The 15,921-nt window shown below is 61.6% G+C and carries 11 protein-coding genes; 4 read left to right on the forward strand and 7 right to left on the reverse strand.

The genetic code is table 11. The annotated features are described in order from the left end of the window. The first annotated feature begins 78 nt into the window (after nucleotides 1-78). A complete protein-coding gene (locus tag CK627_RS01970) occupies nucleotides 79-1,275 on the forward strand; it encodes an NnrS family protein (RefSeq protein WP_095593440.1) in 1,197 nt (398 codons plus the stop codon). Between the two features lie 10 nt (nucleotides 1,276-1,285). Here CK627_RS01970 and CK627_RS01975 read toward each other — a convergent pair whose 3' ends face one another. Continuing rightward, nucleotides 1,286-1,855, reverse strand: coding sequence for a helix-turn-helix domain-containing protein (locus CK627_RS01975; RefSeq protein ID WP_005306022.1), 570 nt, complete (start codon nucleotides 1,853-1,855; stop codon nucleotides 1,286-1,288). Between the two features lie 121 nt (nucleotides 1,856-1,976). On the opposite strand from CK627_RS01975, the gene CK627_RS01980 reads away from it, so the two are divergent. Next, complete coding sequence (locus CK627_RS01980) at nucleotides 1,977-3,128, forward strand: benzoate/H(+) symporter BenE family transporter (RefSeq protein WP_043172008.1); 1,152 nt, start codon at nucleotides 1,977-1,979, stop codon at nucleotides 3,126-3,128. A gap of 150 nt (nucleotides 3,129-3,278) precedes the next feature. Further along, nucleotides 3,279-4,343 carry a DUF3103 family protein gene (locus CK627_RS01985; protein ID WP_011707631.1) on the forward strand — a complete coding sequence of 355 codons (1,065 nt, stop codon included), beginning with the start codon at nucleotides 3,279-3,281 and terminating at the stop codon, nucleotides 4,341-4,343. Between the two features lie 62 nt (nucleotides 4,344-4,405). Here the strand turns inward: CK627_RS01985 and metF are convergent, their stop codons facing one another. Then, nucleotides 4,406-5,302 carry a methylenetetrahydrofolate reductase gene (gene metF, locus CK627_RS01990; protein WP_005306036.1) on the reverse strand — a complete coding sequence of 299 codons (897 nt, stop codon included), beginning with the start codon at nucleotides 5,300-5,302 and terminating at the stop codon, nucleotides 4,406-4,408. Nucleotides 5,303-5,630: 328 nt separating this feature from the next. Between metF and CK627_RS01995 the strand changes: the two genes are divergently transcribed. Beyond that, the gene (locus CK627_RS01995; RefSeq protein WP_095591563.1) at nucleotides 5,631-6,422 is read left to right on the forward strand and encodes a GNAT family N-acetyltransferase; all 792 of its coding nucleotides are present in this window, start codon (nucleotides 5,631-5,633) and stop codon (nucleotides 6,420-6,422) included. Between the two features lie 63 nt (nucleotides 6,423-6,485). Here CK627_RS01995 and CK627_RS02000 read toward each other — a convergent pair whose 3' ends face one another. The 5 genes from CK627_RS02000 to uvrA form a co-directional block, all read right to left on the reverse strand. Beyond that, nucleotides 6,486-7,967: an ABC transporter substrate-binding protein gene (locus tag CK627_RS02000; RefSeq protein WP_054543619.1), complete on the reverse strand. Its 1,482-nt coding sequence runs from the start codon at nucleotides 7,965-7,967 to the stop codon at nucleotides 6,486-6,488. Nucleotides 7,968-7,975: 8 nt separating this feature from the next. Next, nucleotides 7,976-9,955 (reverse strand): HAMP domain-containing methyl-accepting chemotaxis protein, encoded by a 1,980-nt coding sequence (locus CK627_RS02005; protein ID WP_095591564.1) that lies wholly within the window; start codon nucleotides 9,953-9,955, stop codon nucleotides 7,976-7,978. A 219-nt stretch (nucleotides 9,956-10,174) separates the two neighbouring features. Then, nucleotides 10,175-10,786 carry an OmpW family outer membrane protein gene (locus CK627_RS02010; protein WP_005306049.1) on the reverse strand — a complete coding sequence of 204 codons (612 nt, stop codon included), beginning with the start codon at nucleotides 10,784-10,786 and terminating at the stop codon, nucleotides 10,175-10,177. 447 nt (nucleotides 10,787-11,233) lie between these two features. Further along, complete coding sequence (locus tag CK627_RS02015; protein WP_167385239.1) at nucleotides 11,234-12,919, reverse strand: sensor domain-containing diguanylate cyclase; 1,686 nt, start codon at nucleotides 12,917-12,919, stop codon at nucleotides 11,234-11,236. A gap of 141 nt (nucleotides 12,920-13,060) precedes the next feature. After that, a complete protein-coding gene (gene uvrA / locus CK627_RS02020) occupies nucleotides 13,061-15,889 on the reverse strand; it encodes an excinuclease ABC subunit UvrA (protein ID WP_095591565.1) in 2,829 nt (942 codons plus the stop codon). Nucleotides 15,890-15,921: the final 32 nt, after the last annotated feature.

Below are 15,921 nucleotides of genomic sequence, written 5' to 3' on the forward strand. Positions count from 1 at the left end.
GCTTTCATTGGATTTAAATTGAACATTTGAAAAGCCACTTTATAATTGGCTTTTCAAATGTTCAATTTAGGTCTCGCCATGCATCAGATCCTGGATAGCCGCAAAGAGGAGAAAATCGTTCCTCTGTTCCGCCTCGGGTTTAGGCCCTTCTTTCTGCTTGGCGCCTCGTTTTCGGCATTGGCGATGTTGGGCTGGCTGGGGCAACTCAATGGCTGGTTCGTTTTGCCGGGGATTGGCAACCCCATCTGGTGGCATGCCCACGAGATGTTGTTTGGTTTCGGGGCGGCAATCGTCGCGGGATTTCTGCTGACGGCAGTGCAAAACTGGACCGCTCACCCCGGGGTCAGAAGCTGGCCCCTGGTGCTGATCGTCGTACTATGGGCATTGCCGAGGGCCTTGCTGCCCTGGCTGGGTGAGCACAATACCTTCTTGATGACGGCAGACCTGCTCTGGTTGCCTCTTTGCGCCTGGTATCTGGCCAAACCCATAGTGGTAACCAGGCAGTGGCGCAACCTCTTCTTTGTACCTCTGCTTGTCGTTCTGACACTGCTCAACGCCGCCAGCTGGCTGTGGCAGACACAGTGGGCAGATCTGGAACATCTGCTCATCACCACTGTGCTGCTGTTCACGACCCTGATCGCCGTGATGGGAGGACGAGTCATTCCCTTCTTTACCGCCAGAGCCACCGGGATGGAAAAAGCCGTCCCTATTCTCTGGCTGGAGCGGGCTTCCCTTACCACGCTGTGGCTCACCTTGGTGAGCTGGCTGCTGCTACCCACCCCATGGGTGACCAGCCTCTATATGCTTCCTCTATATATGGTGGCGACCGTTTTGCACTTGTGGCGCCAGCTGCGTTGGCGACTGCCGTCCACCCTTGGCCAACCCCTCTTGTGGTCGCTGCACCTAGCCTACCTGTTTATTCCTCTCGGTCTGCTCGCCCTTGGAGCTCTGGCTGCCGGCCTGCCCATCAGCCTGTCGCTGGCCAGCCACCTGCTCAGTGCCGGCTGCATGGGGACCATGATCCTGGGGATGATAGCCAGGGTCTCCCTCGGCCACAGCGGTCGAGCCTTGCAGGTGGGGCGCAGGATCCAGTGCGCGTTCGGGCTGGTCATCATGGCCACCCTGCTCCGGGTGCTGATCCCGCTGCTCTGGCCTGCCTATACCCTGTACGGCTGGAACCTGAGCGGCCTTGCCTGGAGCCTGGCATATGCTCTGTTTGTCTGGGTCTATACCCCCATACTGACCAGCCCCCGGGCAGATGGGCGTCCTGGCTGACCCGTGAGGGTCAAGATCTGCTGGCCGGATAGTGGATCAGATTGTGGAAGATGGCAGGGGCCACCCCCTGATTTCGATAGCCATGGGGGCGGTCGGCCGCGAAACGCACCGCCTCCCCCTGCGTCAAGGAGCGCCACTCCCCTTCCACCAGCACTTCCATCTGGCCGCTGATGACGATGACATGTTCGGTCACCCCAGGTTCATGGGGTTCTGACTCTCGTTGATAGCCGGGCAACAGAGTCAGCTCAAACAATTCGAAACCAAAACGCCCCTCATAAGGGAAGAGGGGAGCGACCTGCATGCCTTCTCCCGCCGGTTGTTGGCGAATGGCATCGGCGGTGCGATAAAGCACATCGTCCTGCGCCGTGGGAGCCGGCTCGATAAAGCTGGAGAAAGAGACTCGAAAGCCGGTGGCAATCTTCCACAGCGTGGCCACCGTCGGGCTCGACTCCCCCCGCTCAATCTGGCCCAGCATGGCCTTGCTCACTCCCGTTTCCCGCGCCGCGACATCCAGGCTCCAGCCCAGTTCGCTGCGCAAGCCTTTTAGACGTTGGGCCAGATGCTGATTCATCTCTTGCATGACTGCCTCTTTGTTGCGCTTGCTTGAATCGCCTTGTGCGCTATAGCGCACAGCGATATAGTCTGAAGCAATATTGTACGCAATAACGCACAAGCCGTCACAACCCCACAAGGACGTCACCATGCCCTTTGCCCTTCCCCACCTGGTCGCCGGCTTCATCGCCGTGATGGTTGGCTACACCAGTTCGGTCATCCTGATCATTCAGGCAGCCACGGCAGCGGGGGCCGATGCTGCCCAGCTCGCCTCCTGGCTATGGACACTGGGCATCGGCATGGGTATCAGCTGCATCGGCCTCTCCCTCTATTACCGCATCCCTGTCTTGACCGCCTGGTCGACCCCGGGTGCCGCCCTGCTCATCACCAGTCTCGGCAACTTCACCCTGGCCGAGGCCATCGGCGCCTTCGTTATCTCTTCTCTATTGATCACCCTGTGCGGCATCAGCGGCTGGTTCGATCGGCTGATGCGTCATATCCCGGCCCAACTGGCGGCGGCCATGCTGGCCGGGGTATTGCTCAAGTTCGGACTGGATCTGTTCAAGGTTGCGCCAGCCGATCCCTTGCTGCTCGGCAGCCTGTTGCTGGCATTCCTGCTCGGCCGCCATCTCTGGCCACGCTATACTATGGTGCTGGTGCTGGCAGTCGGGATCCTCATCTGTCTGTTGCGAGGGGAGCTGCAGCTTGACGCCATTCACTGGCAACTGGCCGGCCCGGTCATGGTCTGGCCAGCGTTCTCTTTTGATGCCCTGTTCGGCATTGCCCTGCCGCTGTTCATCGTCACCATGACCTCCCAGAACATGCCCGGCATTACCATTTTGCGGGCCCACGGCTATCAACCCGCCACCTCCTCTCTTATCACTTGGACCGGCCTGACCGGCCTGTTACTGGCCCCCTTCGGCGGCTACGCCTTCAACCTGGCGGCCATCACTGCAGCCATCTGCATGGGGAAAGAGGTGGATCCGGACGCCAACCGGCGCTGGCCCGCTGCGGTATGGGCCGGGGGCTTCTATCTGCTGACCGGCTGTTTCGGGGCCACGGTGGCGGCCCTTTTCACGGCCTTCCCGGCCACGCTGGTGACCTGTGTCGCCGGGCTAGCGCTGCTCGGCACCATCGGCAGCAGCCTGCACACCGCATTGCAACACGACGATGCCCGTGAGGCCGCCCTGCTGACCTTCATCATCACCGCCTCCGGCATCAGCCTGCTCGGCATCGGCGCCGCCTGCTGGGGATTGCTCGTCGGCATCATCCTGCATCAAGTCAACCAGCGGAGAAACTGACCTGACCATCTGGGGAGCCCCCCGTGAGACACCGCACATAATTCAGAGAATTTGGTTCACAGCTGAAACTAATTGCCATTAAGTGGTGGCGAGGCACTTCTTCTTCCCCGATGCGTGCCTCATGTCAGACTCATAAACTGGAGAATAATAATGAGGAATCAGGCTGTCATTTTGTTACTGGCACTGCTGGGCGCCACCACCGCCCACGCTGCCGACACCGATCGGGAGCTGGCCCGCCAGCTCGCGCTGCAGCAGAAGAACCTGCTGCCGCTGCTGAGCAATCAGGAGTACCAGAGCCCACTGCCCAACCTGTTGCAAAAGGCCAGTCCGCGCCTGAAACGCCAGGCTCGGGATGCCAACCAGGCGGCCATCAGCAGGCAAGGGCTGGACGGTGAGGTCAAGGAGCTGATGCAGCTGCGACTGGCCAACCCGGAACAGGCCGCCGCGCTGCAGCAGGGTGTCGAGCCGCTGGTCGCCTATGTACCGAGCGGAGATGAGAAGAGCTGGAGCGCCATCGAAGCCTTCGACAGCGCCGGCAACCCCGTCTATCTGGATGTGGACAAGGCACCGGCCCGTCCGGTCCTGGTCGTTGAGGCCGATCCCGTCAAGGCCAAGAACGCCGGCCTCAAGGTGATCCGCAAGGCGCTGGCTGCCGCCGACATGCAGGTGGCTCCCCGTGCGGCTGCCAGCACGGCGCCGCTCAAGACCAGCATCCTGAAGAAAATTCGGTTGAAGGATGATCAGGAGCCCTGGCTGCTGGGTGCGGCCGAGGTGTATGCAGTGGTCGCAGGGGTCAATCCCAGCCGGGATGAGCCCGTGGTCGACATCGTCGACATGCCCTATCTCGACTATGACAACACCGACTACACCCCCAACCAGATCCTGGTCTACTGGGATCGCTATCGCTGGGGTGCCGTCGACATCGTCATGATGGAGCAGGACGACAACGTCAACTACAAGGAGCTGAGCGGCCTGTTCATCGATGCCCTCAAGCTGGCCTTCACCGCTGGCGGCGTGCCCGAGGCTCTGCCCTTCCTCGATCTCGGCGGTCGCATCGTCAAGGCACTGCCCGACTCCTGGATGACCAACAACGATGACTATCTGGATACCTTCTACACCCTGGAGCAGGACCAGAGCTATCACCAGTACCCCGGCGCCGCCGGCAATGCGGTGATCGATCTCGAACCCAAAGAGATTGCTCCCACCAGACCCTGATTGGTCGCCATAACAAAAAAGCCAATGAGCGACTCATTGGCTTTTTTTGTACCCGCGATCCGTTACGGCTGGCCTTTCGGCCTCACCCCCAGGGTGTGGCAGATGGCGTAGGTCAACTCGGAGCGGTTCAGGGTATAGAAGTGGAAATCCTTCACCCCCTCCTGACTCAGCACCCGTACCTGATCGATGGCGATGCTCGCCCCCACCATGTTGCGGGTCATCTGATCATCATCCAGCCCCTCGAAACGCTGATGCATCCAGCGCGGGATCTTCACGTTGGTGAAACCGGCAAACTTGGCCAGGGTCTGGTAGTTGGAGACCGGCAGGATCCCCGGCACGATCTCGGCATCAATGCCAATGGCGGCGCAGCGATCCCGAAAACGCAGGTAGGTCTCGACGTCAAAGAAGAACTGGGTAATGGCGCGGTTGGCACCGGCATCAATCTTGCGCTTCAGGTTGAGCAGATCCGACTGCGCACTGCGCGCTTCCGGGTGACCTTCCGGGTAGGCGGCCACCGAGATATCGAAGTCCGCTTCGGCCTTGAGCAGGGCTACCAGGTCGGTGGCATACATCTCTGGCTTCTCCAGCCCCTGGGGCAGGTCGCCGCGCAGCGCCACGATATGGCGGATGCCGCTGTTCCAGTAATCGCGGGCAATGGTGCGCAGCTCGTCGCGGCTGGCGTCGATACAGGTCAGGTGAGGGGCGGCGATCAGACCGGTCCGCTCCTTGATGTCCTTGATCACCTTGTGCGTGCGATCCCGGGTGCCCGAGTTGGCACCATAGGTCACCGACACGAACTTGGGCTCCAGCACCTTCAATCGCTCGATGGATTGCCACAGGGTATTTTCCATCCCTTCGCTGTTGGGCGGAAAAAACTCGAAACTGACCGAAATGTCGCCACTCAAATCTGCCAGACTCTGGTTGAGTGCCTCAACCTGACGTGCGCTGTGAAATCCCATCTGCTCTCTCCCTGCCCTGCAATCCATTTCTCTACGTCAAAACGAATGTTTGGACGTCTAAACGTCTTTCCATCTTTATGAGAAAATGACACAAAGTCAACACTGTTTTACAGCGAGATGAAGGCCGCCGATTTTTATTTGGCAATAAAGCCAAAGTAACGATTGGCACCCCATCCCAAAATCCGGCGAGTCGCGTTATGATGAACGCAGATCGTCCTGGACGTTCTGAATCTGCGTGTGATTGTTTGGCCGGAGGTTTCTCCGGCCCCTTTTCAACCTCTTCCCCTTCCTGCCGATAACCAATTGAACCATTCGCAGGAGCATCATCATGGACACCCACCCCGGCTTTGCCACCGACTTGCTGTTCGATCGCTATCAGGGCAACGTGGTCGACCATGAGCAGTTCTGGGCCGTGCGCACTCCCGATGCTCCCGATTACTATTTTGGCAACTATCTGTTGCTCCCCTTTCCCCCCAGCGATCACGACAAGGGCTGGCTCGAGGCCAGTTTCGACAAGCTGATCGGGCAAGATCCCCGGGTCAGACACCGCACCTTCCAGTGGCCTCTCGCGGCCGGTCAGAACAGCCGGGTCGCCGGCTTCGTGGCGGCGGGATACCAGTACATGGAGTGCGTGGTGCTGGCACTGGAGGCCACCGACTGGCAACCGCCAGCCGCGACGGTGGCTGCGCGCCCCTTTACCCCGACCGACTGGGACGAGTGGCTGGCCTTTGAACTGGAGGAACGGGATCCCGGCCACTCGGAGCAGAGCTACCTGCCCTATCTGCAGTCACGCCGCCAGTTGTATGAGGCGATGATCGGGGACGGGCTGGGTCAGTGGTGGGGGATCTGGCAGCAGGAGCTGCTGGTCGCCAGTTGCGGTCTCTTCTTCACCGATACTCTGGGCCGCTTCCAGCTGGTGCGCACCCGGCAGGCATGGCGCAATCAGGGGTTGTGCCGCCAGCTGCTGAGCCAGGTTGCCAGGCACGGGCTGACGCGGGTCGACCGGCTCATCATAGTGGCCGACGAGCACTATCACGCCCAGCGGGTCTATCGCTCGCTCGGCTTTGCCCCGGTGGCCCGCATCGGCAGTCTCTGCCGCTGGCCCCGTACGGAGCAATGAATCAGACCACGGGCAGCAAAGAAAACGGGAGGCTGATGCCTCCCGTGGTGTATCTGCCGGCAGCTATTGCTGCGGCGTTTCCAGCTCGTTGGAGAGCGCCTGCTCCACCTCGGCCGACGGCGCCGGTAGCGGGGCTGCCGCCGCAGAGGCCGCTGCGGCAGGCGTTGCTGACGGCGCCGGGGCGGCTGGTGTATCTGTCACCGCCGGCGTCGTGGCAGGTGCAGCAGCAGGCTCGGTGGTCGCCGCTGCAGCCGACACCGCAGGCACGGCGGCAGGAGCGTCACACTGGCAATCAGCCCCTTTCACCTTGTTGCCCTGATGAGGCGGATACCAGCCCTTCAGTCCCTGCTCCAGCCGATCGGCTGCCGCCTTGGGCTCCATCTTGCCGAGCAGCACGGCCTGACTCACTTCGGCCAGCTCGTCCCCCAGCTTGGGCGTACCGCGGGAGAGGATCTGGGTGGCCACCCGGATGGTGGAGTCGCACTGATCCCGCCACTCCATCATCTCCTTCGCCGCCGGGTTGGTGACCTCGAAGAAGTGGTTGGAGAGGGAGAAGAAGCCGGGCAGCGAGTTGGTATAGAGCTCGGCGAACTGGGGCGTGGTCAGCCACTGCAGGAAGGCCATGGCCGCCTCCTTGTTCTTGCTGGCCGGGTTCATGCCCATCCCGATGTCGGTGTGATCGGTAAAGAAGCAGCCATCGCCCTGTTTTGCCACGGGCGGGCGCATCACGCCAAAATCGACCTTGCCGGTGAAGGGGGCGATCTCCCAGGAACCCGCCACGTAGAAGGCAGCCTTGCCCGAGGTAAACAGCTCGTTGGTCGCGGCATAGTCACGGCTCTCGCCACCTTCGCCGAGGTAGGGTCGCCAGCGCGCCAGCTCCTCGAACACCTTGATGTAGGGCGGGTTGTCAAAGCGCTCCTGCCCACCGATCAAGGCCAGCCGACCATCCTCCCCCTTCCAGTAGTTGGGGCCTATGTTCTGGAAGCCAAGCTCGGAGGATACCCAGCTTTCCGAGCCACTCATGGCCAGCGGCACATAGCGGCCATCGGCCTTCACCTTGTCCAGCGCCGCGAAGAAGGCATCCCGGGTCTGCGGCACGCTCAGCCCCAGCTCGCTGAAAATCTTCTTGTTGTAGAAGAAGCCATGAATCACCGAGGCCATGGGCACGCAGAAGGTCTGGGCGCCGGAGTCGGTCTGCCAGGGAGACTGGGCAAAACTCGGGAAGTTCTCCATCCCCGACATCTCGGTCAGCTCCGCCAGATGGCCCGCCTTGAACAGGGCCAGGGAGTCGTCGAACGGCCGGCAGGTGATGAGATCCCCCGCCTTGCCCTCCTTCAGGCTGGCCCACAGGGTCGGCATGTAGTCGACGTTCTGCACCCCGTTGAACTTCACCTGGATGCCCGGGTGGGAGGCCTCGAAGGCAGGGATGATCTTCTGCTCCCACAAGGCCTTGTCATCAATCCGCCAGCTCTCGATCACCAGCTCGCTGGCCATCAGCTGACCACACAACAGGAGACTCAGGGCCCCGATCCACTTGTTAGACATAAGCCCTCCTAAACCTTGAAATGTGCGATCAATTGCTGCTGCTTGGCCACCAGATCCGCCAGTACCTCGCTGCTGCTGGCCGATTCCCGTGCCTCCCGCTCGGTCTCGTAGGCCACCTCGGCGATGCCGGAGATGTGACGTGCCACCCCCTGGCTGACCGAGATCTGCTCCTGAGCCGCATGCGCCACCTGATCCGCCATCGCCTTGATGGCGCTCATCCGGTCGGCGATGGACTGCAGGGCCACATCCATCTCTCGGGTCTGTTCGACACAGCTGTGGGTCTGCTCCTGGCTGCGTCCCATCACCTCCACCACCAGCTTGCTCGAGCTCTGCAGGTTTTCGATCATCGCCTGGATCTCTTCGGTCGACGTCTGGGTCCGGTTGGCCAGCGCCCGCACCTCGTCGGCCACCACCGCGAAGCCGCGGCCGGCGTCGCCAGCCCGCGCCGCCTCGATGGCTGCGTTCAGCGCCAGCAGGTTGGTCTGTTCGGCGATGCTGCGGATCACGTCGAGAATGCTGCCGATGTTGTCGCTGAATTCGCCCAGCTTGTAGGTGATGCCGACGGCCTCCTCCATGGCACCGGCCAGTTGTTCCGTGATGCGACGGGTGGTGGCAACCTTCTGGCGACCGGTTCTGGCTTCGTCATCCGCCAGATCCACTTCCCGCTTGGTGCCGTCGGTGGAGCGGGCCACCTCGGTGGCACTCACCTCCAGCTCGGTGATGGCGGCGGCCACCTGATCGGTCTGGCTCTTCTGATCCTGCACCCGGGATACCGCCCTTTCGCTTATCTCGGCGGCGCGGCTCGCCTCCTCCACCAGATGACGGGAGCCGGCATTGATCTGGGAGAGCAGCTCGCCGGTTTTGCCGGCCAGCACGTCGATGGAACGGGCCAGGGCGCCGAATTCGCAACTGCTGCGGTAATTGATGCGGCGGGTCATGTCCCCGGCCGCCATGTAATCCAGCTCCTTGTTGATCATCTGCAGCGGGCGCTGAATGCTGCGCGCCGTGGTATAGCCGATGATGAGAGCGGCGGCAGCCGAGATGGCGGCCACGATCAGGATCCAGAAGCTGGCACTGCTGACCGCATCATCCGCCGTGGTGCGGCTCTGGCTGGCGATGGAGCCGGCCGACTGTCCCATCTCGTCGAGCAGCCCCAGGCTGTTGATCAGGCTGGCGTCGAGCTGCTGATTGAGGGTCTGCAGCGAAGCGGCCAACTGCTGGGCATTGCGCATGGTGGCGAGCAGCCCCTGCGGGCCGAGCGCCAGCTCCTGCATCCGGTCGAGGTTGGAGACGAAGCGCTGCTTCACGTCATCCGGCACCAGCACCCGGTCAAGCCGCTTGCGCGCCATCTCGATGTCCTTGCTCAGCACCTTCTCCAGTTCGTTGAGGTCGGTCTTGGCATCGGCCCGGCGAATGTTCTTCAGGTCGCGCGCGATGCCCGAGGTGATGAGCTCCGCCTTGTTGCGCATGGAGCGCTTGCTGGCCGTCTGCTGCAACAACAAGTCCGCCGCCCACTGGTAGGTGTCTTCCAGCCGGATAAAGGCAATCTCCAGCTTGTGGCGCTGATCCTGGGCATTGACCCATTGGCTGTGCTGGGAGAGCACCTGTTCGGCCAGGCCGTAGAACTGCTTGGTGGCGGTATCGACCTGCTGAAAACGAGAGTCGGCCTCGGCCACCCCGCTAAACTTGTCCATCTCCTGGCTCAGTTGACTGAAACGCGCCTGCTGCTCCTTGAACTGGCTGGCCAGCTGCGGCAGCTGGCTTGCATCCTCGTTGGTCCGGTAGACCAGCACCCAGCGGTTGCTGTCCTGCAGGGCGCCTTTCAGGCCGGCCACCGCAATCACCAGGGGGGTTGCCCGGTCGGAGACCTGCGACAAGCCGTCGTTGATGCCCCTGATCTTCAGGGTGCTGATCACACCCAGCAGGATCAACAGCAGCAGCATCAACACAAATCCGGCGATGATCCGCTGCACAATAGATAAACCCATGGAGACATCCTCACTCGTGGGGGAAAGGTAACGTGAACATAGACACTATCGGCACAAGGGGCGAATTATAGAGGGGAGACAGAGGGTATTTTATTGATCTATATGGGGTTGGATCACAGTTGACGGGGGGTGGCCTGACCGTAAAAGGGCCCGGACTGTGCCGGGCCAAAGAGACATGCTAGCTGTAATGGCCCGTGGGGAGGCCAACCCTGTGCCCTATCAGAAGCGATAGCCGACACCAAACATGAAGGCCATGGGATCGATGGAGGTATTGATGGTCCCGACGGCGGTGTGCACATCGGTATCGATATCGATGATCCAGGCGGAAGCGTTGACGAACCAGCGATCATTGATCGCCATGTCCAGACCGACCTGACCGGCCATGCCCCAGGAGGAGTCAACGCTCACGTCGGTACCATCCAGCGCACCGCGGCCCTGCTCGTCGAAGAAGGTGGTGTAGTTGATACCGGCACCGATATAGGGGCGAACCTTGCTGTTGGCATCACCGAAGTAGTACTGCGCCATCAGGGTCGGCGGCAGGTGCTTGACCTTGGCCACTTCGCCCAGACCGGCGGTGGAGACGGAGTGGGAGAAGGGCGTGGCCGCCAGCAGCTCGACACCCCAGTTGTCGGTGATCAGATAGGAGAGCGTCAGACCCAGCTGCATATTGCTGTCGATTTCCAGCTCGCCGGTACCCAGCACGTTGTCACTGCTCGTTTGCGGAGAAACGAAAGCCAGGCCGCCACGCACCAGAAAATCGCCGGCCTGGTGAGCCATGGCGACGGGGGACGCAAGCGCTGCTGCGATCATCAGAGGAAGGATCTTTTTCATCACGTATTCCTTTTAGTTTTCGTTTTATATGTTGCAAGCCCGAAAACTATAAAGGGATGTGAATGCCGAGTTATTGATTTAGCTCAAACGTTACCAAGAAATAGATAGATGTGTACAGCAGCTTCCAGCCATGCTGAGCATCGAGAAAAACACCAAAAATATCAAATAAAAACAATTAACTGGATAGATTTTCCGCCTTGCCAACCACAATAAGAAATAATTTCAATATATCTTATTGGGGATAAAAACGACTGAAAACGGTTGTTTCACTCGTCCAACAAGAGTATTTTTGCGGGCCATGTAGCCGGGCTGTAAGTAATTCTTTATGAAACCACAAACCAGAAGGGACAAAATAGTAGCCATATTGGCAGCCATCTGGGGCATTGGCTCTTTTCTGTTTATTTTGCTGGGCTTCGTGCTCGGCATGGCCCTGCTGATCCTGACCCATTAGACCGGTTGGTTGGCGTGGGAGGCCTGGCACAACAGCCACTCCCCTTCCGCCAGCTGCTCCGGGCTCAACCTCCACTGTGCCCGCCCCAGCTCGCCGCTGTATCCACGCCAGCGATCCCGGCCCTCCTGTTTCGCCCGGTACAGGGCCATGTCCGCCAGCTTGAAACTCAGACTCCAGAAAGAGTCCTCCAGCTCCGCATGCAGAGGATAATCGCAGAATCCCAGCGAGACGGTCATGCGCAGCGGCAGCTCCTCCCGCCCGAAACGGCAGTCGGCGATCTTGCGGCGCAGGCGCTCGATCCGTCCCGCCACTTGTCCTGGCTCCTCTCTGGCCAGCAACAGCATGAACTCCTCGCCACCCAGCCGGATCAGCGGCTCCTCCTCATCCAGCGCCCCTCGCAGCAGCTCGGCCAGCTGACATAACAGCAGATCGCCGATGTCGTGGCCGAAGCGATCGTTGACCCGTTTGAAGTGATCCAGATCCAGGATCACCAGCACCCAGCCTGCCGCCGGATCCTGGCGGTTCAGCAGCCACTCATCGAGATAACGGCGGTTGAAGGCATGAGTCAGTGGATCCGTATAGGCTGCGACCTCCATGCGGGAGGAGTGGGCCAGCAGGGCACTGTGGTGCAGGCTGATCCTGGCCGCCATCTCGCGGAATTTGCGGCTGAGCAGCGCCATCTCCTGGCTGCTGTCGATGATGGGCAGCACGCTCGCGTCCTGCTTCTCGGTAAACTGGTGCAGCGCCCCCACCAGCTCGCCGATCGGCCCCAGCACGATGGCCCGCAGCCGGGCCAGTGCCATCAGAATGCAGGCGAAGCTTATCAGCAGCATGCCGATGAAGGTCCAGATCGCCCCCTCCATCGCCCCCAGCAACACGTCCCGCTCCTCGTCCACGATCAGGGTCAATACAGGCTCGCCGTCGTTGTCGAGCAGCAACCCCTCCCCTCTGACCTGCTGCAACCCGAGATCGACCAGCCGGTAGCTCATGTGCGGTCCGAGCGGTTTGAAGGAGCCCAGATGCTCGCGCGTTCTTGGTTGGGCTATGGTCAGCGTGAGCGCGGTCCGTTCCCCCAGATCCTGCAGATAGCGCTTGTCCAGCCAGCGAGTCGCCAGCAGATAGCCGTTGTGTTTGACGCTGCCGAGGGTATCGGTCACCGGCTGCAGCGAAAAGATGAGCGGTCCCCACTGGGAGCGCCTGACGCCACTCAGGTTGCTGATGCCCGCCTGCCGTGACTCGCGCAGCAGCTGCAGCTTGAGATCGTCCAGAAAGGAGGGCAACAGGGTGGTATCCGCGTCCGGCGCATCTGGCAACAGGGTGCGGGTCCAGATCTCCGAACCCTGCAAATCCATGTAACTCAACACGTTGAGTTCAAAGTCCCGCATCGGGGTGTCGACCAGCAGATTGGAGTTGATGTAGGCCTGGTTGGGGTGGGCCAGAAAATGGTAGCTCTGATCCCAGATCCCCCAGTCCCGGGTAAAGGCATTCATGGCGCCGATGTCGTTCTGCACCGCCCTGATCACCCGCTGCAGGTGCTCCTCCATCCGCCGCTCCTCGACCCGCTGCGCCGCCGGCACCTGGGCCAGTGCGATCACGATGAGCAGCATCAGGATGGCTCCGGCCCAAACCGGAAACATGGAGTAGGCCAGCAGATGGTCGATGGAGCGGGACGGTTGAGCCATGAGCGCCAATATCCTTTGAATGGCAATGCGAAGCGGGAAGGGTCTTGCCCCAAGTATGGAGGATAGGCCCGCCGAGAGGTCACTGAATTACCACAATAAAAACAAGGGGCCCAGGGCCCCTTGTCACAATTATTGAACGCTTTATCTGGCCAGCAGAGGTGCCAGGAAGCGGGCCGTATGAGAATCCTCGCAACGGCTGATCTGTTCCGGCGTCCCCGTCACCAGGATACGGCCACCACCGGCGCCCCCCTCAGGCCCCAGATCGACGATCCAGTCGGCGGTTTTGATGACGTCCAGATTGTGCTCGATGATGACGATGGTGTTGCCGCGATCCCGCAGCTGGTGCAGTACCTTGAGCAGTTGCTGGATGTCGTGGAAGTGCAGCCCTGTGGTGGGCTCGTCCAGGATGTAGAGGGTCTGCCCGGTATCCCGCTTGGAGAGCTCGCGCGCCAGCTTGACCCGCTGCGCCTCGCCGCCAGAGAGCGTGGTGGCCGACTGGCCGAGGCGGATATAGGAGAGGCCCACGTCCATCAGGGTCTGCAGCTTGCGCGCCACCGCCGGTACCGGATCGAAGAACTCGCGGGCATCTTCCACCGTCATCTCGAGGATCTCGTGGATGTTCTTGCCCTTGTACTTCACCTCCAGCGTCTCGCGGTTGTAGCGCTTGCCCTTGCAGACGTCGCACGGCACGTAGACGTCCGGCAGGAAGTGCATCTCCACCTTGATGACACCGTCCCCCTGGCACGCCTCGCAACGGCCCCCCTTCACGTTGAAGGAGAAGCGGCCCGGCTGGTAGCCGCGGGAACGCGCCTCCTGGGTGCCGGAGAGCAGCTCGCGGATCGGGGTGAAAAGGCCGGTGTAGGTGGCCGGGTTGGAGCGCGGCGTACGGCCGATAGGGCTCTGGTCGATATCCACCACCTTGTCCAGGTGCTCCAGCCCCTCGACGCTGCGATAGGGGGCCGGGGTGGACTCGGTCGCCTTGTTCAGCTCGCGGTGGGCGATACGGAACAGGGTGTCGTTGATCAGGGTCGACTTGCCGGAGCCGGAGACGCCGGTGACGCAGGTCATCACCCCGATGGGCAGGTCCAGGTTGACGTTGCGCAGGTTGTTGCCGCTCGCCCCTTTGAGTTTCAGCCACTTGCCGGTGAGCGGGGTGCGCTCGGCCGGGATGGCGATCTGCTTGCGGCCGGAGAGGTAGTCACCGGTGAGGGACTCGGGGTTCGCAATGATCTCTTCCGGCGTACCCTGGGCGACGATGGCCCCACCGTGCACCCCGGCCCCCGGGCCGATATCGAGCACATGGTCGGCGAGGCGAATGGCATCCTCGTCGTGCTCCACCACGATCACCGTGTTGCCGAGATCGCGCAGATGGGTCAGGGTCTTGAGCAGGCGCTCGTTGTCCCGCTGGTGCAGGCCGATGGAAGGCTCGTCCAGCACATACATGACCCCCACCAGACCGGCCCCGATCTGGCTGGCCAGCCGGATCCGCTGCGCCTCGCCACCGGAGAGGGTCTCGGCACTGCGGGACAGGCTCAGGTAGTTGAGACCCACGTTCACCAGGAAGCCGAGCCGCTCGACGATCTCTTTCAAGATCTTCTCGGCAATCTGGGCGCGCTGGCCGGTCAGATTCAACCCTTCGAAGAAGGCCAGCGCATCGCCGATGGACTGCTCGGCGATGGCCGGCAGGTTGCGGTTGTCGACGAAGACGTGGCGCGCCTCTTCCCGCAGCCGGCTGCCGCCGCAACTGGTGCAGGATTTGTTGGCGATGTATTTGGCCAGCTCTTCACGCACCGAGTTGGATTCGGTTTCCCGATAGCGCCGCTCCATGTTGTGCAGGATCCCCTCGAACGGGTGCTTGCGCACCACCACATCGCCGCGATCGTTCATGTAGCGGAACTCGATCTCGGTGCGACCGGAGCCACGCAGGATCACCTCCTGGGTCTTGACCGGCAGATCTTCCCAGGGCGTTTCCAGATCGAACTTGTAGTGCTCGGAGAGGGATTTGAGCATCTGGAAGTAGTAGAAGCTGCGCTTGTCCCAACCGCGGATGGCGCCGTTGGCCAGACTGATGGCCGGATCGCCGATCACCTTGGCCGGATCGAAATATTGCTGCACCCCGAGGCCGTCACAGGTGGGGCAGGCTCCGGCCGGGTTGTTGAAGGAGAAGATGCGCGGCTCCAGCTCCGACATGGAGTAGCCGCACTCCGGGCAGGCGAAGTTGGCGGAGAAGGTCATGGGGGCGACCCCCTCCTCGCCGTCCATGGGCACCACCAGCACGATGCCGCCGGAGAGGGTCAGCGCCGTCTCGAATGATTCGGCCAGACGCAGGGCCAGGTCCTCGCGCACCTTGAAGCGATCCACCACCACCTCGATGGTGTGCTTCTTGTGCAGCTCCAGCGCGGGAGGGTCAGACAGGTCGCACACCTCACCGTCGATGCGGGCACGGATGTAACCCTGGGCCGCCAGGTTTTCCAGCAGCTTGGTGTGCTCCCCTTTGCGATCGCGCACCACAGGGGCCAGCAGCATCAGCTTGCTCCCCTCCGGCTGGGCCAACACCTGATCCACCATCTGGCTGATGGTCTGGGCGGCGAGCGGAATGGCGTGGGTCGGGCAGCGCGGCTCACCGACCCGGGCAAACAGCAGACGCAGGTAGTCGTAGATTTCGGTGATGGTGCCGACGGTCGAACGCGGGTTGTGGGAGGTGGACTTCTGCTCGATGGAGATGGCGGGCGAAAGCCCCTCGATATGGTCGACGTCCGGCTTCTCCATCAGGGAGAGGAACTGGCGGGCATAGGCGGAGAGCGACTCCACGTAGCGGCGCTGCCCCTCGGCATAGAGGGTATCGAACGCCAGAGAGGATTTGCCCGAACCGGAGAGGCCGGTGACCACGATCAGCTTGTCGCGGGGCAGGGTCAGATTGATGTTCTTGAGGTTGTGGGTGCGAGCACCCCGGACCACGATCTTTTCCATCTTGTTGCACGCTCGATACGGAAACCTGAGCG

Origin of the sequence: Aeromonas dhakensis (genome assembly GCF_002285935.1) — a bacterium.
Classification (GTDB): Bacteria; Pseudomonadota; Gammaproteobacteria; order Enterobacterales; family Aeromonadaceae; genus Aeromonas; species Aeromonas dhakensis.